Here is a 25,920-nt window from a genome sequence, read left to right on the forward strand (position 1 = left end):
TACGCTTCTAAAAAACAACCCGTCAAAAACCCGACAATGTACCTGACAGAATTATATTATACTGAATTTCAGATGATAGAAAAGTTTTTTATTCCTGTCAATTTCCGCTGCATTGCGTAGTATGATAAATACATTTGACAACACGATGAATATCATCAGCACGAAAGTAAACTTGCCGCCGAGTTTTAGAAATACGCCAAGCATAAAAACGATAGGCGCCAAAATAGTCCAAAGAATCTGGACGGAAACGATTTGTTTAACAAGTGGATTTTTCTGCTTTAAAAGACCTGATAAAATTAAAGGCACCAAAATATTCAAAGGCGGGAGTACAACAAACAGTATGGAAGAAAGATTTATTAATTTGATTTTGGAGTAGTCAATAGTAAGTTCTTCCTGAACTGTTGTTTTTTCATTTTCTCCTGTTATCTCTGTTTTTATGTTTTTATCTGCTAGTTGGCTTTCCCTGACATCTAAAACTTTTGCCAGCGTTTTAAGCGTATAACCTTTAGGTGAAGTTCCTGCTTCAATACGTTGTATGGTTCTGACTGAGATTCCCGACTTTCCAGAAAGTTCTTCCTGGGTTAGGTTTTGCTGTTCTCGTATGAGTTTTAGGTTTGGCATATCATTTAGTAATTATATAAGCGCTGATAAATATAATTAACTTTCAGACATGACAAGCGATCAGAGAAATTGAAAATAGGAGATTTGGGATTTCACGGAAAGTTTTTTCTAATAAAATTTCTTTAATCTTCTTTTTTACGTTTTTCTATTTCGTCATACATTTTATTCAAAAATTTATTTAGGCTCCTCTCATCCATTTTAGACAATGAAAACTCTATTTCACCAAAATAACTAACAATTTTTAAATATCTATTTTGAATCACAAATAACAAACAAGCCGAAATCACACTTAAAGCTATCAGAATAAGCACCACAATAAACACTTTTTCATCATATCTCGGATCTAAATTTTGATAGGTTATAAATGTCATTATTAGAAAAAAAACGGTAAGAAGTTTGTAGTATAATTTTCTACGCTTAATAACCTGATGAGTAATAATATGTTTAAGAAGTAAATCTTTATTTGCATCCGCATTTCTTTGAAATATTCGATGCGTAGTAAGCGTAATGGAATTATCATCTGAAGTCATCAGGATCTCTTCACTTGGAAATGTTTGCATAGTAGGTTTTTTAATCAATGGTTAGACAAACTTATATGTAATCTATAATTCTTTACGGTTTACCATAAAGAGAAGTCTCCTTTTACTCAAATACCCTATCCTTACCCAACATGTCCCTGAGATTTTCAATATGCTGCCATTGAACTTCCGGGCTTTCTCCATTTTGTACCGCTTCTTGCAATGCTCTTACAACTTCGTGTTTATCGGTATAGCATGCCGGCTCATTGTTTGCAATGATAATTCTCATGGCTTCGATTACCCGTTCTGGCTTTACTAAAAATGTTCCTTTGGGTACAAAATTGATATCTTTTAATTCACAGTCACCGTAAAATACAATTATGGAATAAAAGGGAATATTTTCAAATTGCCTGAGCGTTTTTCTTAAATCGGAAATATGTTTATTGTTTTGCAGGATAGGATTATAGAATCGATATTTCCGTTGCCCGTAAGCCAATACCTGAGTCCATTGTGACTGGTAACCCGTGCCGAAAATCCAGCCACTGTAGTCTTTTACTTCAAAGACAATAATTCCCGCTTTGGTCGCCACAACCAAATCAATCTGAGAAAAATTGCCATTGTATTTTTTTACATATAAATCATGAAAAATAGTTTGTTCCGGTATTCCCGAGTGTTTGAGTATGGAGACTAAATTTCTTTCTGCTCTTGTACCTCTTTTGGGTTCCGACCTGATTTCAAATGTGTTACTGCTTTTTCTTATAAAAGCGATAAAAAAGACAATGATGAAAAATACAACTATAAGAATTTCCATAAAGCATTCCATTTCCACTTACAAACATTTATAATCATTTGTAAGCATTTGTTTCATAACAAACATATAAGTAATTCATTCCAGTTCATTACGGCTTTCCACAAAAGCAATTAATTCTAGAATTTAGGATAGATGTACAGGATCATACAATAAAATTTTCCAACAAAAAACCTCCTAGAACTGTTGTAAGCTCTAGGAGGTTTTGTTGTATTTGTGCAAAAAGGGTATGTTATTCTAGCGGTGACAATCCAAACATCAATACCAGTTTATCACCTTGGTATAAGTTTAGGGTTTGGTCTGCTATATCGTATCTGAAAGTACCATCCGTCAGCATATTCAGCAAAGTTCCTTCTAATTTGTTTTTGTTTTCATCCGGGCATGCCATCAATGTGCTTACAATTTTTGAGAAAGAGATTTTGTCTTTGGTCAATTCAAATCCGCCTCCTATTCGGTTACAACCTCCAGAACCACTCATTCTTTTACCATCTGCCTGAAAAATAAGGTAGGCTGACGAAGCTGGTGGCATAGTTCCGTTCATTTGGATCAGATTCCACTTGTATTTTGTGATAAAAGCCAATTCAGTAGCTGCTTCGTTAGCTATTTTTTCTTTTTTGATGATTCTTTTTAGTTTGTAGGTATAGGCACTGGCATCAGCCGGAATATTTTTTCTTTTGGTTCTTTTAACGTCAATTACATATCGGTAACCAGGAATATATTCAAATCCCTCAATCTGACTGTAGAAAAATTCCCAGTCTTTACTCTTTTTATATTTTACCTGATAGCAATTTTGTGGGGCAACACCTGTACAGCTAGCCAACTCTTCTTTTATCGTCATTCGTACCGTGTCTGCGTTCGCTTGCACTGAAAAGAAAGTAAATCCTAGTAATAGCATAAGTGCTTTTAGAGAAAAAATTTGTTTCATTTTGTTTGAGCTTTTAAATGTTTTCATAACTGTTTATATTATTTTGCAACACAATAGACAAACTTCATGCCGTAATTTCACAACAAGGTAAAAAATATTGTTTTTAACTTTTCTTTATACTTTTTTATAACTTTTCCAAAAATCAAAACTTAGAACCATACTTCTTTTAAAACTCTTTGCGCCTGTTGGATATGTCTTTCGTTATGATAAATAAGGAATCGAAACGTATCACCTAATTTTAACTTAATCAAAGTCGAGATACTGATACTGGTTTTAGTTTTGTTAAGGCTAACTTTTTCCGCATTTTCAAGCAATGTAAGCAGTTTCTTTTGTTGGCTGATAAACGTTTGGATCACACTCTTGTCTAACTTACTATAAATGGGATTCATGTTTTTAAAAGTCTTCATCTTGTTCAGTTTGGTTTTTGGGAGCATGCTTTCTGCAAAATAATTACCTAGCAGACCGCTTTTAAATTGCGCTTCAGGTTTAGAATGAGATGAATTGATTTGTTTTTCAATTTCAGGCAGGTAGAAATTGCCATAACGATTAAGATGTTCGATGCATTCTAAGATGCTCCAACTATCTGGTGTTATTCTGGCATTAAGCGGTTTTTCCGTTTGTTTTTCAAGTGATATTGCATATTCAATATGACTTTTTACTTGTGTGGTAAGTTCTTGCAGTAACCGATGTGTTCCAGTCTTCATTTTTTTCTTGCAAAGTTCTTACGAATCAGAGAAAAAATCCTTGATTGAACTCAAGATTTTTTGAGTCGGGATAAAGTCTCAGGTGTCATGCGGAGGTAGTTTGCGATATGCTTATTGGGAATTTCCTGAAAGAGTTGCGGACTTCTTTTAAGAACCCTTTCATAGCGTTCTCGTGGTGATTGAATCAAAAGATCTTTTTCCCTTTCGATTTGCTGCAGCACCAAATCTTCCAATATCTCAAGCCAGATTTTAAGGTTTTCCTGACTGCTATTAATATAGGCCATGAACGTTTCTTTAGAAATAACTTTGACTGTGGATTTTTTAATCGCCTGTATGTAAAAATCTGATGGCTTTTGCGTAAAGAAGGAATCGAGGGCAACGATAATATTATTTTGGTATCCGAAACGAATAATTCGTTCTTCGTGACCATCTGTGATAAAAATTCTTAGGCTTCCGTTTTCGACAAAGTAGATGTTGCTATCAATACTATCGCCTGTTTTTAAAAATTGATTTCTTTCTACTGTTACCGTTTTTTCAAACAGGCTGCCTATATCGAACTTATGTATTATTATTGCTTTACTCACGCTATACTGCAAAAAAGGTATTACTACACAACTTTTAGAGCCATGCCTCTGGAATGTGGCAAGGTATCCTTAAAACCAAATTTTTCATACAAATGGTTGGCATCACCATCGGCTAATAGACTTACATAGCATGATTTTGGCAATTGGGTTTGTATGAAATTGGATATCTGCTGCATGATTACTTTTCCGATGCCCTGTCCCTGATTTTCCGGAAGTACGCAAATGTCAACAACCTGGCAGAAGCATCCTCCATCGCCAATAATGCGCCCCATCCCTACAATTACTTCTCCTTTTTTTATCATTACTGAATAAACCGAATTTTTGAGCCCTATTGTGGCGGCTTCTATGTCTTTACTGGAAAGGCCGGATTTTGTACGAAGTTCTCGGTAAATTTCTAATGGGATATTGTTCTCTATGATTTCCATTTTATTGAGTATTAGGGCAAAAGTTTTTAATTTACTTGTATAAGTTATCGCTACCTTCTATATTTGACTTATTAAAATCTCTTTATAAAAATATTGATTTTTTGCAAAAGCCTCGAGCTTCTGCCGGTTCTATTTGCTTGCATCAAGTAAATCAGGACTAAGATACTATTTTCAATAATTTTATAAAGAACAAAATGAAACAAGATATAAAAATTGCCGTCATTGGCGGTACCGGAAAATCTGGCCAATACCTCGTCAGAGAATTAATCAACCAAGGTTTTACATTCAAGCTTTTGGTAAGAAATCCTAAAAATTTCCAATCGGATTATCCAAACGTAGAAGTTATTATTGGCGATGCTTCTGATTATGGTTCAATAGCAAAACTAGTAGAAGGTTGCCATGCAGTAATCAGCACTTTGGGCTTGGGTATTCCTCCCAGCGAACCCACATTGTTCAGTAAAGCGGCGACTAACATCCTCCAAGCTATGCAACAATGGAATGTGCAACGCTATATTGTAACGACCGGACTTAATGTCAACACTCCTCAAGATCAAAAAGGACCAAAAGCGATTTTTGCTACCAATTGGATGTATGAAAACTTCCCGGTCTCGACAGCAAACCAGCAACTGGAGCATGATATTTTAACCCAAAGCACCGCCGACTGGACTTTGGTACGGCTTCCTCTGATTGAACTCGTTGATGAAAAATGTCCTATTGCTATAAGCCTTGAAGATTGTCCGGGTGACAAAATCAGCGCTACGAGTCTGGCACATTTTCTTATCAAACAGCTTAACGACCAGTCGTTTATTAAAAAATCACCTTTTATTGCGAATTTATCTTAAATAAAAAAGCGGGCTTAATAGCCCGCTTTTCAATTATTATCTGTTGAATTTAATCTTTTCTCCTACCGGAAGACCATTATTTTTTGCCAAAACTCCACACATGTGGAAAAGCATTCTGGCTCCTACGTTTCCGTCCCAATCATCATCACCGGGAGCTACTTCTACTAAATCAAATCCGATGATTTCCTTGCCGCTTTCACCTAACTTACTTAAAAGATAAGCCGCCTGTTCAAAAGAGAATCCGCCAGGAACCGGTGTACCCGTATTTGGGCAATACCAAGGATACATGCCGTCAATATCAAAACTGATGGCTACTTTTTGTGGAAGTGCCGCAATAATCGTTTCACATTGCTGTTCCCATGTTTTTCCTGTATAGGTTTCTGCTTTTAAATCCATATCTGTATGTACCAACACGCGATTTCCGTGTTCAAAAGCAGTTTCGACTTCCTGCTGGCAGAAGTCACGAATTCCTACCTGTACGATTTTTGTAATTTGAGGAATCTGTAACGCATTGTACATAATTGAGGCATGAGAATAGGTAAAACCTTCATACGCAATTCTCAAATCCATGTGAGCATCCAGATGCAACAAACCAAATTCGTTATGTTGTGAAGCCAATGCTTCATAATATCCTAACGGTGTAGAGTGGTCGCCACCTAAAAGGGCAACTTTTTTGCCTTTTTTAGCCCAGTACAATACTCTTTCTTTTACTTCTTCTTTTAGGTTTTTGCAAACTTTGTTGATTTTGTCCAAATCAGATTGCAATCCCGGAAGGCTTTCAATAACTTCTCCATTTTCCAAAGCCTCAATAATAGGCTGTGCCAAGCTCTTATATTTTTCGCTTTCTTTTGCCCATTTTTCAGTCTGCTCGTTATTGTCGAGATAGATTCCTAACTTCCACAATTCCGGAAATTCCTGATGGTGCAAATCTACCTGGAACGAAGCATCTAAAATGGCATCAGGGCCTTCTGAAGCTCCAGAACCATAACTTACGGTTACTTCCCAAGGTACAGGAATGATAATGATTTCGCTGTCTTCGGCAGAAAAAGGAAGTCCAAAGATGCTGGCATCTGCCAAACCTGGCTGGCTTGGATCAAAGTTTTTTATAATTTGTTCTTTTGTCATAATTTATTTTTTAGAACCGAAACAAATCGATTTCTTTTCTTTATTATTTGTGTGATAGTATTCCTTGTTTCAATATCTGCCCGAATTCATACATATCTTCAAAAGAGCAATATAACGGAACCGGAGCTAGTCGGATTACGTTTGGCTCTCTCCAATCGGTTATAACACCATTTTTCATAAGATATTCAAACAAAGTACGTCCTTCACCATGTAGGAACACCGATAATTGCGAGGCTCTTTCTTCCGGGTTTTCCGGAGTGATTATTTCAAATGTACTGTCGACTTCTTTGTCTATTTCGTGTAAGATAAATTCCAAATAGGAAGTAATTTTATCTCGTTTTTCAATCAGGGCATCCATTCCAACTTCGGCAAACATTTCTACTGAAGCCAAATAGGGTGCTAGAGACAATATAGGAAGGTTGCTTATCTGCCAACCGTTTGCTCCTGTTTCCGGAGAAAATTTTGGTTCCATCAGGAAACGTCTTTCTTTGTTATGTCCCCACCATCCTGCAAAACGATTCAGCTCATAATTATCATGATGCATTTCATGTACAAAACATCCGGAAGCATTTCCAGGTCCTGAGTTCATGTATTTATAGCTACACCAGGCAGCAAAATCTACATCCCAGTCGTGCAATTCCAGTTTTATGTTTCCGGCTGCATGGGCTAAGTCCCAGCCTACATAGGCTCCAACTTTATGCCCAGCTTCGGTTATGGTCTTGATATCGAAAACTTGTCCGGTATAGTAGTTTACACCACCAATCAATACCAAGGCAATTTCATCACCCAATTCTTCAATTTTAGCAAGCACGTCTTCCAAACGGATGTTGTGTTCTCCTTCTCTTCTTTGCAATTCTACAATAGCGTCCTCTGGATCATATCCGTGAAAGCGTACCTGGCTTTGCAGCATGTATTGGTCACTTGGAAAGGCTTTTGCTTCACAAAGAATTTTATATTTTTTTTCGGTTGGACGATAGAAAGAAACCATCAATAAGTGAAGGTTTACCGTCAAGGTATTCATTACGGATATTTCAGACGGGAGTGCTCCTACAATTTTGCTTAGAGGCGCGGCAAATCTTTCATGGTAATCCCACCAAGGTTTTTCTGCATAGAAATGGCCTTCGACAGCCAGCTTAGCCCAATCATCCATCACTTCATCTACATAGGCTTTGGTTCTTTTAGGCTGCAACCCTAACGAGTTTCCTGTAAAATAAATTACTTTTCTTCCATTTACTTGTGGGAAAAGAAATTCATTTCTATAGTGGTGCAGCTTGTCTTGTGAATCCAGTTCTTGCGCAAATTCGCGGGTATTTTGAAAGGTCATTGGTTGTTTTTTAGATGGCCGTAAAAATAGGAAAAAAGATTGATTTTGGAAAGAGCTTGGAGAGAACGTGGATTTCTTTGGATGTGAATTGAAGTGTTTTTTTAACCGCAGATTAGGGTGATTATGCGGATTTATTGAACATGGATTTATTTGAACATGGATTGGAATGGATTTCGCGGGTTAACGCGGATTTTGAGAAAACTTGTGTGGAGCAGTTTTTAGTCACAGACTGGAATGATTGTGCTGATTTGTTGAAAATAAAAAATCTCGCCATTGCTGACGAGATTTTGATTTGTTATGATATAACTCTGATTACAAAATCAGCATGGCATCACCATAAGAATAGAATTTGTATCCTTCTTTGATAGCTTCTTCGTATGCTTTTTTCATAAGGTCGTGTCCTGTAAAGGCCGAAATCATCATCAACAGTGTTGATTTTGGTGTATGGAAGTTTGTAATCATGCAATCTGCAATACTAAAATCATGTGGTGGGAAGATGAATTTATTCGTCCAGCCATCGTATGGGTTTAATGTTTTTGCAGAAGAAACTGAACTTTCGATGGCACGCATAGAAGTAGTTCCAACAGCACATATTTTTTTCTTGTTTACTTTTGCCTTATTAACAATATCGCAAGCTTCCTGAGTAATTTTCAATTCTTCAGAATCCATTTTGTGCTTGGATAAATCTTCTACCTCAACCGGGTTGAAAGTTCCTAATCCAACATGCAATGTTACTTCAGCAAAATCGATTCCTTTAATTTCTAATCTTTTCAATAGATGTCTTGAAAAGTGCAAACCTGCTGTTGGTGCAGCTACTGCTCCTTCTTCTTTAGCATAAATTGTCTGGTAACGTTCTGCATCTTCCGGAGTTACCTCACGGTTGATGTATTTCGGGATTGGAGTTTCTCCAAGTTCTGTCAGTTTGTTTCTGAATTCTTCGTAAGAACCATCATAAAGGAAACGTAACGTTCTTCCACGTGATGTTGTATTATCGATAACCTCAGCAACTAATGAGTCATCGTCACCAAAATATAGTTTATTTCCAATTCTTATCTTACGTGCTGGATCAACCAAAACATCCCATAATCTTTGCTCTGCATTTAGTTCTCTTAATAAGAAAACCTCAATTCTGGCTCCTGTTTTTTCTTTATTTCCATATAGTCTTGCAGGAAAAACCTTGGTATTGTTCAACACCATTACGTCACCTTCTTCGAAATAATCGATTATGTCTTTGAACATCTTGTGTTCAATAGTTTTAGTCTTTCTGTTTACAACCATCAGACGAGATTCGTCTCTATTTTCTGCTGGATATTCCGCTAGAAGCTCTTTCGGTAAATTGAAATTGAAGTGTGATAATTTCATAATAGAATTTTGATTTGAGGTAAAAACCCGGCTTTCCGGTAAGCCCTAAATTTTAAACCGGCTGCAAATATACGATGGTGCGATAGGCGTTGTCAAGTGTTTTGGCTTTTATTTAGTCAGAAATTTTTATGTTGGCTATAACGCAAAGTGTTGAAGCCTATAAACATTGGGTTTTTAGATTTTGTCTATCTGGAAACCGATGCTCTTTATGTCTTCCCAAAAATCAGGATAGGATTTTGATACAACTCCAGCATCTTTTATGATTATTGGAACTTTCAAAGCTAAAGGAGCAAAAGCCATCGCCATTCTATGATCGTCATAAGTGGCTATTGAAATGTCTGGTTTTATTTCTTCTGACACTCCTAATTCTAAGGTGTCTCCGGTTACTTTTATTGCTGCTCCCAGTTTTTCGAGTTCGGTCTTTAGAGCTTCCAAACGGTCTGTTTCCTTGATTTTAAGCGTATGCAGTCCCGATAAATGACATGCTATTCCCAATCCAAAACAGGTTACCGCAATTGTCTGGGCAATATCTGGCGAATCATTCAAATTCAAGACTAAATTTCCATTAATCGTGTCTGAGTTTTTTCTAAGAATGATAGCGTTTCCGTCAAAAATTGTGACTACACCCAATGCTTTATAAATTTCAGCCAATATTGAATCGCCCTGAAGGCTGTGCTGTTTATAACTGGAAAGCTTTATTTCGGTTCCAGTTTTTGACAAAGCAGTTATCGAATAAAAATAAGATGCTGAACTCCAATCAGACTCTACAGTGAGTTGGTGTGACTGAACTTCTTGCTTTGGCTGAATATTGATTGTGTTTTCTTTAAAGTCTGTTTTAACTCCAATCTCCTCCAGCAGTGCCAAAGTCATTTTGATATAGGGCACTGATGTTATTTTTCCTTGCAATTGTATCTCCAGTCCATTTTGAAGTTTTGGAGCGATTAACAGCAAAGCCGAAATATATTGACTGCTGATAGTAGCCGGAAGTGAGACTTTATTTTTGGAAAGTTGTTGTCCCTTGATTTTTATTGGCGGAAACCCTTCTTTTTCTTCATAGGTAATGGAAGCTCCCAGTTGGTTTAAGGCGTCAACCAAAATCTTAATGGGACGTTCTTTCATTCTTGATGAACCCGTCAGGACAACTTCTCTGCCTTCTCTCGTTGCAAAATAGGCTGTAAGAAATCGCATTGCCGTTCCGGCATGATGTACATCTATTACTGAATCTTTAGCCTTGAGTGCTTTGTCCATTACTTCAGAGTCATCAGAATTTGAAGTGTTTTTGAGGACAATGTCCGGATATAAAGCCTGTAGCAGCAGTAACCTATTGGTTTCTGATTTAGATCCTGTTATCGAAATTTCAGATTTGACATTGCAGGTTGCAGGCTTTAAACTTAGATTCATTTTATTTTGCTATTTGAGTTTTTCGTTATTCTTGTGTCGGTCCTTATCTCTGTTTGATTTTAGATCCATTTTTTTATCAAAGGCTTCCTGAAGATTGATTCCTGTTTGGTTTGCCAAACACAAAACCACAAAAACCACATCGGCTAATTCTTCGCCCAGGTCTTTGTTCTTGTCTGATTCTTTTTCTGATTGTTCACCATAGCGACGAGCTATGATACGGGCTACTTCTCCAACTTCTTCCGTAAGCTGTGCCATATTTGTAAGTTCGTTGAAATAACGAACTCCGTGTTCTTTTATCCAGTTGTCAACCTGAAGCTGTGCGTTTTTTATTTCCATAGGTTATACTTTTTTAAGTACTACTTTTTCATTTTGCTTGTCTAACATTTTTTTGTAGAAATCTCTCAGCGTATGGTAAAAATCTGGTGGTATAATAGGATAATTCATATCCAACTGTGTTGTCACCTGAATCTGGTTTGCCGATTTCACGATATTATATTTGAAAGTTCCGATATTGCCTTCCATAGCAACCGCAACAGGCTCAGGCATCGATTCTACTTCATATCCTTTAGGAATTGTAATGGTATAAGAATATTTATCCTGATAAGGATACATAAAGTCTACCGGATATTCTCTTACTTCATCCTTAAACGGGTTTTCATGTTTTGCATACTGAAGCATTGGTGAAAAATAGATTTTATTGCCTATACGCTCTATGACATTATTATTGACAAAACTAAAAGTTTCTACAATTGGTTTTGATAAATCATTGTCATTAGTGGTAGTATACTCTCCTACTTCAACTCCGCTGTATCTCTTTTCCATTTCTTCAAGATACTTGTCTTTTGATTTTTTTAAGTGAACTTCTCTAAAACCATACGCATTATAGTCGAAATATTGGGCTCTGATTTTTCCGTCAACTTTGCCTTCTTCATCAATAGATGCTATTACATTGACTATTTCTTTAGAATTGCTTTTAGGCATCAGGTCTATTTCTACAGACGTTTTATCGTTCCTAATCATCCTACCTATCCAATTCAGTGTTCGGAATGGCAAAATATTAGGCAAAGCATTTTTTGAAGTAGCATCTAACAAAAGTATTTGTTTGTTATCGAGTTCAACTCCTGCAATAACATAATTATAGGCTGTTCTATTTGGAGATACGGCAATACCATTTGAGCGTGTACTGACTAAAACAGGATTGGCTTTTAGTTCTGCATATCTCAACATAGCAACCAGCATCAGGTTAATTTCAGCTACATTTCCTACTTTTTCAGCATATGCTTTTTTAACTCCTGTTTTACAATAGTAGCCATACTTTTCATTCCAATTCATTCGGGTTTTTACGTAGTCGAAAATCAATTTAATCTTTTCTTCTCTTGATGTAACACCTTTTATTAGTGGCTCAATATCTTTTTCAAAATACGATTTATAGTTTAGCTCGTCGCCAAAATCTTTATCTTCATAAATAGTTTTTACTACCGATTCCCAGTCTGCGGCATAATGCTTCACTCCTTGATTTGGAAAATCTGTAGAGGCAAGTTCAATTTGCAACATGGAAGTATAGTTTTCCATATTATTGACATATGATTCTTCTTTTAATGCTTTTACATTTTCAACAGAATAAAGCGTTACCAGCTCATTGAACTTCTTCGATGGTCCGGCTAAGATTGTTGACGGCTTCCTTGAAACTGCCAGATTACCTTTCATAAAAACGTTATAGTTAAAGTATTGCGGTATTGCAATTTTATATTCTACAAAATTTGCAGGAATACGATATTGGAAATACCAGTCATTAAGAGAAGTCAGGTAAGGAGTCCTGATTGTATACTTATATTCTATTATACTTCCTTCCTTGACATTCGGCATCACTATTTTTTTCAAACTGAAGTTTTCATTGACTTTTTCTGTAAACTCTCCTTCACTCTTGAGTTTTGTCTTTTCGATTTTATCTCCAACCAGATTATAGGTTACGGCATCATCAAAAAACAGTTTTATTTGCTTACCTCCAGTATAGTATGGTATTTGCTCGGTTGCAAAGCCGTCACCTTCTTTTTTATATATCTTGATTTTTGTTACAACTTCTGTGATAACCGCCCAACTTCCATCTGAATCATAATCAAAATAGGTGTTCCCTTTTTTAAACAGGATCGCTGCTACTGCTGATGAATCTTTTGGATGTACTTTCTCTTTTAATTCTTCTATAGTTACTTTTCCTAATTCGTATTTTTTTTGAGCATATAGGCTTAACGCAAAGAGGAAGAAATAAATGGTTAAAAGGTTTTTTTTCATGGCTGAAGGTCTATTATTTTTTTACTAGTGCTATTTTTGAGTTATCGTTTTTTGCTATTTGTTCTTTAAATTTTCGGAAATTTTCATAATCTTTTTTGTCATACGAACCTGGGTTTGACTGGAATGTTCTTTTATAAACAATCTGACTTTCATTAATCACAACCAATTCTGTTTTATATTCACCAAAATCGGTTTTGATAGTTGCGTTTTCAGGTTTTGCTTCAACAACAAATCCTTTTGGAAGGTCGATTGTAATTTCGTCATAATCATAAATTCCTCTTGAAATTTCAAATGGGTTCGTTCTGTTTCGATAACGTTGCGGAATATAAGAGGACGGATTGTATGCATTTAATGCAAAAATCAACCTTCCATTGGCCAACTTAGCATATTCTGATGCTTCTATGGCAATATCTTCAGAAAACTCAATATCTTCTTTATTATTAAGCATATTGATTTTCTTTATTTTAAGATTGTTGATATTCCAGAAATATTTTTTGTAAAATTTAATGAGATCATCATTTGAACTTCCTTCATAGATATATTTATTATCATATTGGATGCCTTTTGACTTAATCTGAATGTTTCCCGAAATATTCCCGTTTTCATCTATGGCATAATTCCCTTTTGATATTTGAGTATTTTCTTGGGCTACATATTCTTTTGTTTTTATAATTTCTCCACCTTCCGGTTTTATGGCAAGAGCTAGTCTGTTATCCGTAAAATCACCTTGAAAACCAAAAGGTGACTTTTGACTTGTACATTCAAGCCAATACATTTTATTATCTACAGGTAATCCTAAAATGACATGATTTCCCTGGATAGAAACGAAGTCCTGATTAAGATTTCTTTTCTGTGTATCTCCATATATGACAGTATAATAGGAAGGTACATTTACAACTTCTAATAACGCTTTTGTATAATTAGTTAGTGCTTTACAATCACCATAGCCTAAACGGTCAACATCTTTTGCCAGCATAGGCTTCCATCCACCAATACCTAATTGAATACTGATATATCTGGTTTTGTCCTGAACATACTTATAGACAATTTTTGCTTTTTTTATCGGATCTTTTTCATCTCCAACCAATGCTTTGATTTTATTTTGTGTTTCCAGCGGAATCTCTTCCGTTCCTTTTAAAAGATTGGTATACATCCATCCACCAAAATCTTTCCAATTAGTCGCGACACCATCAACTCCTTCCAAATTGAAAAAATCTAATCCCATCATTACATTAGGCGCATACGAATCAAATGAAGGTGAATAATCTTCTGCTTTGTAACTCCCCAAGTTATTCGCTGTGAAAGAAACTCCATCTGCCTTAACTTCCTTTGTAATATTTGGATTATCAAGTATATTGAACTCTTTGTATTTGAAACCTAAATCGGAGGGTACTTTTATAGTTATATTTGATTTTTCTACACTTACAGAAAAACCCGGCATTGGAAACCATCTAGGTATAAAAGCGGTATTAGAGGTTTCTATTTCACTTGAAAAAACAACAGTGAAAGGGTATTCTGTAGGAGTATAATCATAATAAAGTACTTTACCTTCTGAAACAATTGAATTTCCGGAAACTGAGTTCTCCTTAAAATCTTTTCTTTTGACTTTTTTTATTTCTTTTCCAAAAGCGTTGTAGAATTGGGCCTCAATAGATTTGATACGCGTTTTACCAGAAAAATACTCGGAAAGATCCATATAGGACAATCCGTTTTCATTAAGGACCGTTACTATGCTTTTAGTCGTTGTTATCATTGACTTTCTGGAAGCAACCACAATGTTTTTTTGATCTAAACGTACAACTGCGTTTGCGTTTTCTTTAAGTTCAGCAGGAATGTTTGCAACAGTATACTCGATGTCCTGTGCAGTAGCTATTGTTGAGAAGAATAAAACAACAACCAGGGGGAACAACAAATTTTTCATCAAATGTTAAATTTTTCCAAAAATAAAATAATAAAACTGATTTTCTAGCTTATTCTTTATTTTTTGTGTCAATCATAATAGTTACCGGGCCATCGTTCAATAATGCGACTTTCATGTCTGCGCCAAATCTTCCGGTCTGGACTTTTTTGCCCAAATCTATTTCCATCTGACTTATAAAATTCTCATATAAAGGAATAGCTATATCCGGTTTGGATGCCTTTATATAAGAAGGTCGATTTCCTTTTTTAGTTGAGGCATGAAGTGTGAATTGGCTAACAACAATAACATCTCCATCCACATCTTTTACAGAAAGATTCATGACGTCATTCTCATCTCCAAAAATCCGAAGGTTGGCAATTTTAGCCGAAAGCCATTGAATATCTTCTTGAGTATCGGAATCCTCAAACCCAACCAAGATCAGCAATCCTGATTGTATTTCGCTTATTTTTTCTCCCTCAATAGTTACTGAGGCATGGGAAACTCTTTGAATAACAGACTTCATTATAGTTTATAGTTGATAATGGATAGTTTATATAGTTGAAAGTTGATAATGGGTAGTTTATAGTTGGAAGTAGATAGCTTGTATAGTTGAAAGTTGATAGTGGGTAGTTTATAGTTTTTAGTAGATAGCTTATATGGTTGAAATTTTACCTTCATGACAAGTAACTCTTTGAATTTTTATGACTTATGTTCAATCAATGTCATAACTATCGACTATCCACTACTAACTATCCACTAATTTAGTAAATGTGCTTTTTTGACTTCATGACTTATGTTCAATCAACGTCATAACTATCGACTAAAAACTATCAACTATCCACTAATTTTAGTTTCCTGTTTTCTCGTCGGCGTAGTCATCAGTGCGATAATGCTCGTCATCGCCCTCTAATATTTGAAGGTAGCTTCTATAACGCGACCAGGCAATTTCATCTTTTTCCAGAGCTTCTTTGACAGCACAATGTGGTTCTTCTTTATGCAGGCAATTATTGAATTTGCATTGATCCTGCAACGCAAAAAACTCAGGAAAGTAGCCACTTACTTCCGATTTCTCCATATCTACAATTCCAAAGCCTTTGATTCCCGGCGTATCGATAATCCTGGCTCCAAACGACAAATCATACATTTCTGCAAATGTGGTGGTATGTTGCCCTTGCCTGCTCTGTTCCGAAATTATAGATATCTTAAGATGTAGCGATGGTTCTAAGGCATTGGCAAGAGTCGATTTTCCAACTCCTGAATGTCCTGAAAACATCGAAACCTTGCCTATCATCATCTCTTTCAGTTTTTCGACTCCTTTTCCTTCTGTTGAAGATACTCTCAGACACTGATATCCTATATTTGAATATACATATTGCAGATACAATTGCTCATCAAGCATGGCATCGTCATAGGTGTCAATTTTATTAAAAACTAAAACCGTTTCTATACCATAGGCTTCTGCAGTGACTAAAAACCGGTCTATAAAACTTGTTGTCGTTGGAGGATTATTTATCGTTATCAGCAAAAAAACCTGGTCGATATTGGATGCGATAATATGAACTTGCTTTGAAAGGTTAACCGATTTTCGGACTATATAATTCTTTCGTTCCCGTATAGTGTGAATCGTTCCTGTAATTTTATCTGAACTTTTATCGAGTTCATAATCTACAATATCGCCTACTGCAATAGGATTGGTGCTTTTGATTCCTTTCATGCGGAATTTGCCCTTGATCCTGCATTCGATAAACTCTCCGCTTTCGGATTTTACGGTGTACCAACTTCCAGTAGATTTATAAACGGTTCCTGTCATTCACTTCAGATTTCCTGATTTTATTAAATTTAGATGACAAAATTACTGTTTTACAACGGAACAATGTAATTTCCTCATCTAAATTTAGAGCTCTCACTTATCCGTTAATAATTTTTTCCTGATGGCTGATACTTTCCTGGTGGATTGCCTTGAATATCTTTAAAATAAACTCTTCGCTCAATCCTTTTTCTTCACCTTCCAATATCATTTTGCCCAAAATCTCATTCCATCTTTTGTTCTGCAACACGGCCACGTTTTTTTCTTTTTTCAATACGCCAATCTTATCGGCAACTTTCATTCTCTTTCCTAAAATCTCGATGATTTTTGCATCATATTCGTCTATTTCTACACGAAGCCTGTCTAGTTTCTGGTTATAATCTGAGCCGTCTTCTGTTTCTTTCCTTACTTTTAAGTTCTTGAAAATTTCCTTTAACTGTTCTGGAGTTACTTGTTGTGCGGCATCACTCCATGCATTGTCGGGATCTGTATGAGTTTCAATAATCAGCCCATCATAATTTAAATCTAATGCTTGCTGTGAAACTTCCTGAATCATTTCACGTTTGCCCGTGATATGAGAAGGATCGCAGATTAAAGGCAAATCCGGAAAACGATTCTGCAATTCGATTGCCAGCTGCCATTCCGGTATGTTTCTATATTTTGTTTTTTCGTAAGTAGAAAAACCTCTGTGAATAACTCCCAGTTTTTTAATTCCTGCATTGTAAAGGCGTTCAATTCCTCCAAGCCACAAGGCCAAATCTGGGTTTACTGGATTTTTCACCAAAACAATCTTGTCAGTATCTTTTAAAGCATCTGCTATTTCTTGTACGGCAAAAGGATTTACGGTGGTTCTTGCTCCAATCCATAAAACATCTATATCGTGTTCTAAAGCTAATTGGACATGAGCTGCATTTGCCACTTCAGTCGCCATCAAAAGCCCTGTTTCAGCCTTGGCTTTCTGCATCCATTTTAAACCTATTGTACCCACACCTTCAAAACTTCCCGGACGTGTTCTGGGTTTCCATATTCCTGCTCTATAAATACTGACATCAGAATCTTTTAATTCATGAGCTATTTTCAACACCTGTTCTTCCGTTTCTGCACTACAAGGCCCAGCAATTACTAATGGATGTGACAATTTTAAATCATCCAACCACGTCCTTAATTCTTTTGAATTTTTCATTTTTATTGAGTTTTTCGGCTCATGCCAAAATTAGTTATTTTATTTTTTAAGCTATCAGTCCAGCCTATCAATTGCTTCCTGAATTTTTTCTTCTTTGATACATAATGAAAATCGTATGTAGCCTTCTCCATTTCTTCCAAAGATGGTTCCTGGTGTAAGGAAAATGTTTTTTTCAATTAAAAACGCATCGATAAATTCTTCAGATGATACAATTTCAAATGGCAATTTTGCCCATACAAACATTCCGACAGCATCTTTATTAAATGTACAGTTTAGCTTTTCAGCCAATTGGAAAATCAGTTCTCTTCTTCTTTTGTATATCTTATTTTGAGAATCAAACCATTCCTGCCCCATTTGTAAGGCTTCTATTGCTCCTTTCTGTATTCCATAAAACATACCGCTATCCATATTGCTTTTTATTTTCAAAATGGCTTCGATGAATTCCTGTTTTCCGGAAACCATTCCTATTCGCCAGCCAGACATATTAAAAGTTTTGCTTAAAGAGTTTAGTTCTAAAGCAATCTCTTTGGCTCCTTCTATCTGGAAAATTGAAATCGGGTTATCATTCAGCACAAAACTGTATGGATTATCATTAACCAAAATAATCTGGTGTCTTTTTGCAAAAGCAACCAATCTTTCAAACAGCTCCAGATTTCCATTCGTTCCTGTAGGCATATGAGGATAGTTAATCCACATCAGCTTGACTTTAGACAAGTCTTTTTTTTCTAATGCTTCAAAATCCGGCATCCATTCATTCTTTTCCTTAAGGTTATAAAAAACAGGTTGCGCTCCAACCAGATTTGTAACCGAAACATAAGTTGGATAGCCTGGGTCCGGTATCAATACCTCATCTCCTTCATTTAAAAAAGCTAACGAGATATGCATTATTCCTTCCTTTGAACCCATTAAAGGCAAGATTTCAGAATTTATGTCCAGTGCAACATCAAACTGAGATTTATAAAAATCCGCAATTCCTTTTCTTAATTCCGGCAATCCCTGATAGCTTTGATATTCGTGTGCTTTTTCATCTCCAAGGGCTTGCACCATTGCTTCGATTGCTCTTTTAGGAGGTGCTAAATCCGGGCTGCCAATTCCCATATTGAGTACCGGTTTTCCTTCAGAAATCATCTGGCGGACTTGTCGCAATTTTGTAGAAAAATAATATTCTTCAACCGTTGTCAATCGGTTAGCGAATCCTTTATTTTCTACTTTCTCTAAGGTTAAAATCTCTTCTATCATTTTTTTGCGATTTAAATTGTATCTCCTCTCCTATATTCTCCTAGAACTTTAAAATCTGTGGTCATCAATTCTACAATCGATTTTGCTTTTTCATAATGTTTGTACTTTTCAAAGGTTACATCAACAAAAAAGGAGTATTGAAATGGCGTTTCTATAATGGGCATCGATTGGATTTTTGTCAGGTTCAATTTGCAATTATTCATTACGTTTAAAATTGTTGCCAGACTGCCTGGCGTATCGTCCAGTTCAAATTTTATCGAGGCTTTATTGATTTCTGATTTTGGCAAAACTTTGTTCTGTGTTTTTAAGATCACAAATCGGGTCTTATTACTTTTTATGGTATGGATCCCCGAAGCCAAAATATCCAGTCCAAACATTTCTGCGGCAATCGGACTTGCTACAGCAGCAATTTTCTTCAATTGATTTTCTTGAATTCGATGTGCAGTTTCTGCCGTATCTGCACTTTCTACTAACTTTATATGAGGATATTTTTTAAAAAATTCTCTACACTGCAACAAAGCGATTGGGTGCGAATGAACTTCTTTTATATCTTCTATTTTCTGGCCTTTTAATACCATCAGATTCATATTGATATTCAGATAGTGTTCACCTATAATGTGAAGATCATTTCTGTCAATCAAAGCATAATTAGGTATGATTGAGCCTGCAATCGAGTTTTCTAAAGCCATGACGGCTTGCTGGGTTTTGTTTTCTACCAGGCTGTTTACCAAAGCATCAAACGACATACATTCATCCAGTTCGAAATTTTCACTGAAATATTCTTTAGCCACTTGATGGTGGAATGAGCCACGGATTCCCTGGATTGCAATTTTTGTTTCCATAAGTTTAGGCAAAAAAAAATCCCGATTTGCATCGGGATTACTATATATTGATTTTAAATAATTTCTATTTACATAACAACACAACAATCCCGTTTCTGTTTCCAGAAATAAAAAGAATTGCTAAAATAAAAACGGTTGTTTTGCATTTTTTTTGTTTTGCTATTCGGCTAAAGTAGAAAATTTTGTCTTACGATTTTATAAACCGATACTTTTTTTAAGAAAAATTTCAGCTATAACGTTTTCGTAATCCGATAATAGGAGATTAATTTTCTTGTTATGCAATTCGAATACCATATATGCGTTTTAATTATTCATTTTATTACTTTTGTTCAAAATCAAGAACCATGTCAATCGAAGTCACTTCCATTTCAAAAAATTACGGAGATCAAAAAGCTTTGGATAGTATTTCCTTTTCTATCCAAAAAGGTGAGATTGTAGGCTTTCTGGGACCAAACGGTGCCGGAAAATCAACATTGATGAAAATCCTTACCACTTTTATTACTGCCGATGAAGGCAAAGCTTCCGTAAATGGAAATGATGTTGCTACAGCTCAAAAGGAAGTACAAAAATCTGTGGGTTACCTTCCGGAGCACAATCCTTTGTATCTTGATTTATATGTTAGGGAATACCTGGCTTTTAACGCTGATGTATATAAAGTAGCCAAATCAAGAATTGAAGAGGTTATTACGATGACCGGACTGACTCCTGAAAGCCACAAAAAAATAGGACAGCTGTCAAAAGGATACCGCCAACGTGTTGGACTGGCCACAGCCTTGCTTCACAATCCCGATGTTTTGATTTTAGACGAACCAACTACAGGACTTGATCCAAACCAATTGGTAGAAATCAGGGAGCTGATTAAAAACATAGGAAAAGACAAAACTGTTTTCTTGTCTACACATATTATGCAGGAAGTGGAAGCAATCTGCGACCGCGTGATAATCATCAACCACGGAAAAATTGTTACCGATAAAAAACTGACGAATCTTAAAAATGAAGAAGAGCAGGTTATTGAGGTTGAATTTGACCATCCGGTAGAAGAGCTGCTTTTGAAATCGTTGCCAAACTTAACCGCTTTAACCAATACGCACGATACTACCTGGGAACTTACATTTTCGACTTCAAAAGATATGCGTCCAGCAATTTTTGATTTCGCTCATGATAACGGATTAAAAACGTTACAACTTAACCTAAAGAGCAAAAATCTGGAAACTATTTTCAGAGACGTTACTAAGAAATAATATTCTTACGGATATACTAAACGCCCTCGATAGAGTTGCGTAACTTCAATTACAGATGGTACATTTTTTAAAACGACATTGCCAGTACTGTATATTGTGCCTGAAATTTTATCTGTAGGTTTTACGATGATGTCGTTGGAGCTTCGCTGGAACACATTGACTTCTTTTATCGTCAGATTTGAACCTTCAAACCTGGCATTGCCATTATAAAAGCCAACATATAAAGCCTGAGCGGTCCCTGAAACAGCAAAATAGGAAGCCTTATTGTCTTCTATTGTTAGTTGGTTACAATTTACCTGAAGCTCAAAAGTGCCGGAAGCCGTATCATTAAACATTCCGGATTGCAAACTGAGGGAAGGAAAATTCAAAACACCATCGGATTTTACTCCAAACTGTGACGAAGAATATACATTTATCAATGTGGGTGTTGTCACATAGACCTGAGTCGTATTATAATCGCGAATCCAATTACAGCCGTTGGAATTTCGAAGGAAAAGTTCTCCTCCCTGTACGTCAGCCGTAATTCCATCAATGAGATTTTTTCCTGTTTTTACAACTATTTTTTTTTCAGAGCCTTGTTTTATAATTAATTCAATCCCTTCAGATATGTTGATTTTCTTAAAATCATCAACACTAAATTCTTTGGTAGTTGGAGTGCCAGAAGTCTGAAAACAATCATTTGCATTTTCTGAATCGCATGACAATAAAGCTATCGAAAACAGGATAATTATTCTTTTGATCATTTTTGCTTCCATCATGATTGTATTTGTTTTTCATTTTACAAGCGAACTCCGAGTGCAAATTCCAACGCTTCTGCTTTTGCAGCATGTGTTTTTAAAGCGACACCCATGAAAATTTCATCTGCAAAATAGTATTTAAGTCCCAATCTCTGATAAATTGGAGGTAAATAATCCAACGGAGCATAGGCATAATATCCAAACTGCGTTTCAAGAGAGAGCCTGTTGACAAAAAGTTCATGTCCTACAAATATTCCTGCCTTTTTATAATCTGTATCGGGGCTAACGTTCTGATTTGGATCTGCAGCAATCCGTTTTACAGTTTCTTTTAAATATTTATAGATAAAAAGTTCCGCTCCTATATGGATGGCACTTTTTCTGTTTAGTCTCTTATCAGCGTAGGCAGAAAACACATAAAACGGATATTGGCCGCTTCCTACCAGATCGCTTTCATTAAAACCGGTTCTGAAAACCAAATTATAGCGTATGGGTTCCGTGAATCTGACAGAATCTTTATGTTCAATATAGTGAAGTGGTTCTTTACTTTCAAAATCATAAATCGCGCCAACGTTAAAAGCCAAGGTATTCGTACTCTTATTGGGACTTCGCAAATTTGCATTGGAATGGTGAAAAAAAGACATACCTGCCTGGACACCAAATCCATTCCAGATATTTTCCTTTTTGTAGTTCAGCATAAGATAGGTGGCAGGCATCCAGTGCGTTCCGTAAGCCTGATTTTCAGGATTGGTCTTTGCATCAAACGGATTCGTATTATAAGCAACACCCTGTGCAATTCTGAACATCAGATTTCTTTTAAAAAAATAGAAATTATAATGACCATACAAACCATAAAAGTGTCCCAAAGCATCATATTTCATATTTTGATATTGGAACGTAAGACCATAATCCGGATAATTATAGAGCGATTGCCATTGTTTTTCTCCATAGGTTTTCCTGTTAAGACTTAAAAAAATACCATCCGGATTTCTGTGTGTGAATTGCGAGATTTCTTCTGAATGTTTTAAAATTCTGCCATAAAAACTATTGACATCAAGTGAATATCTGCTGTTTTGCTCTTGTGAGAAACATAGTATTGGCAATAGGCAAAGCAGGTAAAAAAAATTGTTCTTCATGTAGTTGTAAAAATGTATCATAGCCTTATACCGACACCTATTTCCATAGCTTCTGCCTTTGCAGCGTGAGTTTTTAATGTCAATGACGTAAAAATAGTTTTGCTAAAATAATATTTCATACCGATTCTTTGGTAAAACGGACCTAAAAAACCAAACGGAGCATATACATAATATCCTGCCTGTGCTTCGAGAGAAAGTTTATTGATAAAAAGTTCGTGTCCTATAAAAACACCTATTCTTCGATAATCTGTATCAGGATCAACATGTTCGTTTGGATAGGCAACAGATTTATATCTGATATATTCTTCGAGGTATTTCATCATAAAAAAATCGGCTCCAAACTGGACCGCACTTTTTCTTGAAAGGCGTTTGTCAGCATATGCCGATACAACATAAAACGGAAACTTCCCGCTTCCAATAATATCACTTTCATTGAATCCGGAACGAAACGCAATATTATATCGGATAGGCTCTTTATAATTTGGAATCGTATCAAATATTTTGGCCTGTCGCTGCAATTTTTCGCTTTTTTCAAAAGAATAATTAACACCAAGGTTTACTGCCAATGTATTTGTACTGGTATTTGGCGAGGCCATGTTGGAGTTGGAATGATGAAAAAAACTGATACCCGCCTGCAAACCTATGTTTTTATAAATATTTTCTTTGTGGTAATTCAGCATCAGATAAGTAGACGTCATCCATCGGGTTCCATAAGCCAGGTTCCTGAAATTGGTCTCCTTATCATAGGGATTAGTAATATAGGCAATTCCTTCTCCAACTCGAAACATCAGGTTCCTATTCAAAAAATAAAAATTGTAGTGTGCATATAGCCCATACAAATCTCCTAAAATGGGATTTTTTGTGTTTTCATAATGAAAAGAAGCTCCATAATCCGGGAAATTATATTCCGACTCCCATTCTTTATCGCCAAATGTCTTTCTGTTAAAGCTTATCAGAATACCTTCGGGATGTTCCGTAATCAGGTGTTTAATAGTATTATTATGTGGTAAAATGTTTCCATAAAAATAATTGGCGTCAACAGTGTATTTTCCATTTATTTCCTGGGAAAAAACGGCGACAGGAATAAAAAGAATAAAAAAATATAATCTCTTAAGCACTTACTCTGTTCTTTTAATTATGGCTTCTAGTTCTTTTTCTTTGGATATTTCATAAGAAAACATTCTGCCTAAGGTATCTTTTATTTTGACCTGAAATTTAAAATTTTCATTTGGAACACTAATCATGGCCTGTGCCTGTTTGTATAAAGGCATTGGCAATTGCTGTCCGGAATATAATTGTGCGTTTGTAACCTTTATCAATTCTGCTTTCCAGCCATCGTTTGCCAATATAACATTTTTCATTTTGTCGTCGGTTGAATAGCCGTCAAGGACAACTAATCGTGGCATAAAATAGGTCTCAATATCTTTTATAGAATATTTTTGCCAATCGCCAATATTTAAAGCACCAGTTGTATCCTGATTGGAATAGTTATATGTTGAATTTAATTCCATTGCCTTTTGGAGCCGGCTTCTGGAAATTGTAACTCTTTTTGCACTTTCTTTTTCAATAGCGTATATCTTTTCCAGAAAGTTTGGCACGTTATATTCATTGAGAATTTTGCCATTTATTTTTATATGCGAATAATCTTTTTTGGCATCCAAAATAGCGAATACTATCCCGTCTGGTTTTATTTCTTCCGTTTTCAAGTAAATATCTGAATACGAATATTCCAACGATTCCAGATGTATAAAATCATTTGTGGATAGGTTTTTCAGCTTGTCAGCAAAAATCTCTTTATTTTGTTGGGCAACAGCTTGCGCTTTTCTTTCGGCCTGTATGGAATCATATTTATAAATTCCAAAGGCTATCAGCAATCCTACTATAATTGTAATAGGAACGATTAAGAGATACCATGCTCCGTTAACTCCTGTTCTCTTTTCTTTAATCACATAGGTTTCCGACCATCTGTCATGAAGTCCTAAAGACGTAAAAAAAGTAAGTGCTTCAAATGGAACCAATCTTAAAAATGTTCTTTTTAGTATTGAACTCACTGGTGGTTTATTTCCTTCTTCATCTGTAACTCTGGTTTCTGAAAGTGTTTTTGCAACTGTCACTCCTAAAACTGACTCAAAAATGGCATAATAGAATACCCTAAAAACAGCAACGATTACAATAAAGGCTCCTCTCTCACCCAATCCATTCTCTAAAGCAGCTACAAAAGGTTGTATTTTTGCAGTTCTTGCAATGAATTCGAATGAGGCTGAAAAGACAAGAATCATGATAAAATCATCCATAATCAGGTGGAAAAATCTTCTCCAACGTCCTGACTCAACCAAATTAACACTGGTATGCGTTTCATAGGTTCTTTCAATGGTTTCTAGTGTTTTTCCCTTTTCAATGTATTTGAGTATAGAAAAAGAAAGATAGATATATAATGCCAAAAAAACATAATTCAAGAACCATAATATATATAAGAAAACGCCCACAGGATACCCATCACTTTTCATAAAAATGATAGAAAAAACACCAATGATAAAAGTAGTGACTTTCAATATGAATATTATGGAATAAACAAAACGGAGGAGTCGTGTTTCTTTCTTTTTGCTTCTCAGATAGAATACTGCTCCTAAAATCAGCAGAACATAAAAAAATGAATTCAGTACATTGTAATATGTATACATGTTTCCTCCGGTTCCTAGACGGAACGTATACCAATCTTCCAGATTAAAAACTGTAAGATGTATTGACTGAAAAATATGTTGTATAAAACCTATTGTATATACAGCTTCTTTTGGCAAGGTATGAATATCAACTGTAAGCAGTGGAAGAAGAATTCCCAAGAGAGCAATTACAATAGAAAAATAAGCAATTTTTGTTTCTGATAGGTATTTTTGTAGCATACAATACTTT

Annotated in this window: 25 protein-coding genes; 2 read left to right on the forward strand and 23 right to left on the reverse strand. The window is 35.6% G+C overall.

Translation table 11 applies throughout. The annotated features are described in order from the left end of the window. Positions 1-51: 51 nt before the first annotated feature. The 7 genes from ABH942_RS06490 to ABH942_RS06520 form a co-directional block, all read right to left on the reverse strand. On the reverse strand, positions 52-621 hold the full coding sequence (locus tag ABH942_RS06490) for a helix-turn-helix domain-containing protein (RefSeq protein WP_370030319.1): 570 nt from the start codon (positions 619-621) through the stop codon (positions 52-54). Between the two features lie 122 nt (positions 622-743). Then, the gene (locus tag ABH942_RS06495) at positions 744-1,181 is read right to left on the reverse strand and encodes a hypothetical protein (protein WP_370030321.1); all 438 of its coding nucleotides are present in this window, start codon (positions 1,179-1,181) and stop codon (positions 744-746) included. Between the two features lie 82 nt (positions 1,182-1,263). Next, on the reverse strand, positions 1,264-1,950 hold the full coding sequence (locus ABH942_RS06500; protein WP_370030323.1) for a nuclease-related domain-containing protein: 687 nt from the start codon (positions 1,948-1,950) through the stop codon (positions 1,264-1,266). A gap of 229 nt (positions 1,951-2,179) precedes the next feature. Continuing rightward, positions 2,180-2,872: a DUF4377 domain-containing protein gene (locus tag ABH942_RS06505; protein WP_370030325.1), complete on the reverse strand. Its 693-nt coding sequence runs from the start codon at positions 2,870-2,872 to the stop codon at positions 2,180-2,182. 149 nt (positions 2,873-3,021) lie between these two features. Next, on the reverse strand, positions 3,022-3,576 hold the full coding sequence (locus tag ABH942_RS06510; RefSeq protein ID WP_370030327.1) for a DinB family protein: 555 nt from the start codon (positions 3,574-3,576) through the stop codon (positions 3,022-3,024). 50 nt (positions 3,577-3,626) lie between these two features. Next, positions 3,627-4,160, reverse strand: coding sequence for a Crp/Fnr family transcriptional regulator (locus tag ABH942_RS06515; RefSeq protein ID WP_370030329.1), 534 nt, complete (start codon positions 4,158-4,160; stop codon positions 3,627-3,629). Positions 4,161-4,183: 23 nt separating this feature from the next. Further along, positions 4,184-4,585, reverse strand: coding sequence for a GNAT family N-acetyltransferase (locus ABH942_RS06520; RefSeq protein WP_370030331.1), 402 nt, complete (start codon positions 4,583-4,585; stop codon positions 4,184-4,186). 194 nt (positions 4,586-4,779) lie between these two features. Here ABH942_RS06520 and ABH942_RS06525 point away from each other — a divergent pair, with 194 nt between their 5' ends. Then, positions 4,780-5,427, forward strand: coding sequence for an NAD(P)-dependent oxidoreductase (locus ABH942_RS06525; RefSeq protein WP_370030333.1), 648 nt, complete (start codon positions 4,780-4,782; stop codon positions 5,425-5,427). A 36-nt stretch (positions 5,428-5,463) separates the two neighbouring features. On the opposite strand, the gene ABH942_RS06530 is transcribed toward ABH942_RS06525, so the two are convergent. The 12 genes from ABH942_RS06530 to ABH942_RS06585 form a co-directional block, all read right to left on the reverse strand. After that, positions 5,464-6,552 carry an agmatinase family protein gene (locus ABH942_RS06530; protein WP_370030335.1) on the reverse strand — a complete coding sequence of 363 codons (1,089 nt, stop codon included), beginning with the start codon at positions 6,550-6,552 and terminating at the stop codon, positions 5,464-5,466. A 43-nt stretch (positions 6,553-6,595) separates the two neighbouring features. Beyond that, entirely contained in the window at positions 6,596-7,876 is a 1,281-nt protein-coding gene (gene kynU / locus ABH942_RS06535; protein ID WP_370030337.1) for a kynureninase, read from the reverse strand. A 312-nt stretch (positions 7,877-8,188) separates the two neighbouring features. Next, positions 8,189-9,238, reverse strand: a complete 1,050-nt coding sequence (gene queA, locus ABH942_RS06540; RefSeq protein ID WP_140000678.1) for a tRNA preQ1(34) S-adenosylmethionine ribosyltransferase-isomerase QueA — start codon at positions 9,236-9,238, stop codon at positions 8,189-8,191. Between the two features lie 174 nt (positions 9,239-9,412). Continuing rightward, positions 9,413-10,639, reverse strand: a complete 1,227-nt coding sequence (gene aroA / locus ABH942_RS06545; protein ID WP_370030339.1) for a 3-phosphoshikimate 1-carboxyvinyltransferase — start codon at positions 10,637-10,639, stop codon at positions 9,413-9,415. Between the two features lie 9 nt (positions 10,640-10,648). Further along, entirely contained in the window at positions 10,649-10,975 is a 327-nt protein-coding gene (locus tag ABH942_RS06550) for a nucleotide pyrophosphohydrolase (RefSeq protein ID WP_056072385.1), read from the reverse strand. Positions 10,976-10,978: 3 nt separating this feature from the next. After that, on the reverse strand, positions 10,979-12,928 hold the full coding sequence (locus ABH942_RS06555; RefSeq protein ID WP_370030341.1) for a DUF3858 domain-containing protein: 1,950 nt from the start codon (positions 12,926-12,928) through the stop codon (positions 10,979-10,981). 13 nt (positions 12,929-12,941) lie between these two features. Next, positions 12,942-14,849, reverse strand: coding sequence for a DUF3857 domain-containing protein (locus ABH942_RS06560; protein ID WP_370030343.1), 1,908 nt, complete (start codon positions 14,847-14,849; stop codon positions 12,942-12,944). Positions 14,850-14,898: 49 nt separating this feature from the next. Beyond that, positions 14,899-15,351, reverse strand: coding sequence for a D-aminoacyl-tRNA deacylase (gene dtd, locus ABH942_RS06565; protein WP_370030345.1), 453 nt, complete (start codon positions 15,349-15,351; stop codon positions 14,899-14,901). A gap of 324 nt (positions 15,352-15,675) precedes the next feature. Further along, positions 15,676-16,638 carry a ribosome small subunit-dependent GTPase A gene (rsgA, locus tag ABH942_RS06570; RefSeq protein ID WP_370030347.1) on the reverse strand — a complete coding sequence of 321 codons (963 nt, stop codon included), beginning with the start codon at positions 16,636-16,638 and terminating at the stop codon, positions 15,676-15,678. Between the two features lie 97 nt (positions 16,639-16,735). Beyond that, entirely contained in the window at positions 16,736-17,818 is a 1,083-nt protein-coding gene (locus tag ABH942_RS06575) for a chorismate mutase (RefSeq protein ID WP_370030349.1), read from the reverse strand. Positions 17,819-17,872: 54 nt separating this feature from the next. Further along, the gene (locus ABH942_RS06580; protein ID WP_370030351.1) at positions 17,873-19,057 is read right to left on the reverse strand and encodes a pyridoxal phosphate-dependent aminotransferase; all 1,185 of its coding nucleotides are present in this window, start codon (positions 19,055-19,057) and stop codon (positions 17,873-17,875) included. A gap of 11 nt (positions 19,058-19,068) precedes the next feature. Further along, a complete protein-coding gene (locus tag ABH942_RS06585; protein ID WP_370030353.1) occupies positions 19,069-19,899 on the reverse strand; it encodes a prephenate dehydratase in 831 nt (276 codons plus the stop codon). 344 nt (positions 19,900-20,243) lie between these two features. On the opposite strand from ABH942_RS06585, the gene gldA reads away from it, so the two are divergent. Beyond that, positions 20,244-21,140 (forward strand): gliding motility-associated ABC transporter ATP-binding subunit GldA, encoded by an 897-nt coding sequence (gene gldA / locus ABH942_RS06590; RefSeq protein WP_370030355.1) that lies wholly within the window; start codon positions 20,244-20,246, stop codon positions 21,138-21,140. 5 nt (positions 21,141-21,145) lie between these two features. Here gldA and ABH942_RS06595 read toward each other — a convergent pair whose 3' ends face one another. From ABH942_RS06595 to ABH942_RS06610, 4 genes are read right to left on the reverse strand one after another with little or no spacing between them, the layout of a single operon-like run. Next, the gene (locus ABH942_RS06595) at positions 21,146-21,898 is read right to left on the reverse strand and encodes a head GIN domain-containing protein (RefSeq protein WP_370030357.1); all 753 of its coding nucleotides are present in this window, start codon (positions 21,896-21,898) and stop codon (positions 21,146-21,148) included. Between the two features lie 20 nt (positions 21,899-21,918). Continuing rightward, positions 21,919-23,010 (reverse strand): acyloxyacyl hydrolase, encoded by a 1,092-nt coding sequence (locus tag ABH942_RS06600; protein WP_370030359.1) that lies wholly within the window; start codon positions 23,008-23,010, stop codon positions 21,919-21,921. 17 nt (positions 23,011-23,027) lie between these two features. After that, positions 23,028-24,128, reverse strand: a complete 1,101-nt coding sequence (locus tag ABH942_RS06605) for an acyloxyacyl hydrolase (RefSeq protein WP_370030361.1) — start codon at positions 24,126-24,128, stop codon at positions 23,028-23,030. Continuing rightward, the gene (locus tag ABH942_RS06610; protein ID WP_370030363.1) at positions 24,129-25,910 is read right to left on the reverse strand and encodes an RDD family protein; all 1,782 of its coding nucleotides are present in this window, start codon (positions 25,908-25,910) and stop codon (positions 24,129-24,131) included. Positions 25,911-25,920 lie beyond the last annotated feature (10 nt).

Origin of the sequence: Flavobacterium sp. 28YEA47A (assembly GCF_041262125.1) — a bacterium.
Lineage (GTDB): Bacteria > Bacteroidota > Bacteroidia > Flavobacteriales > Flavobacteriaceae > Flavobacterium.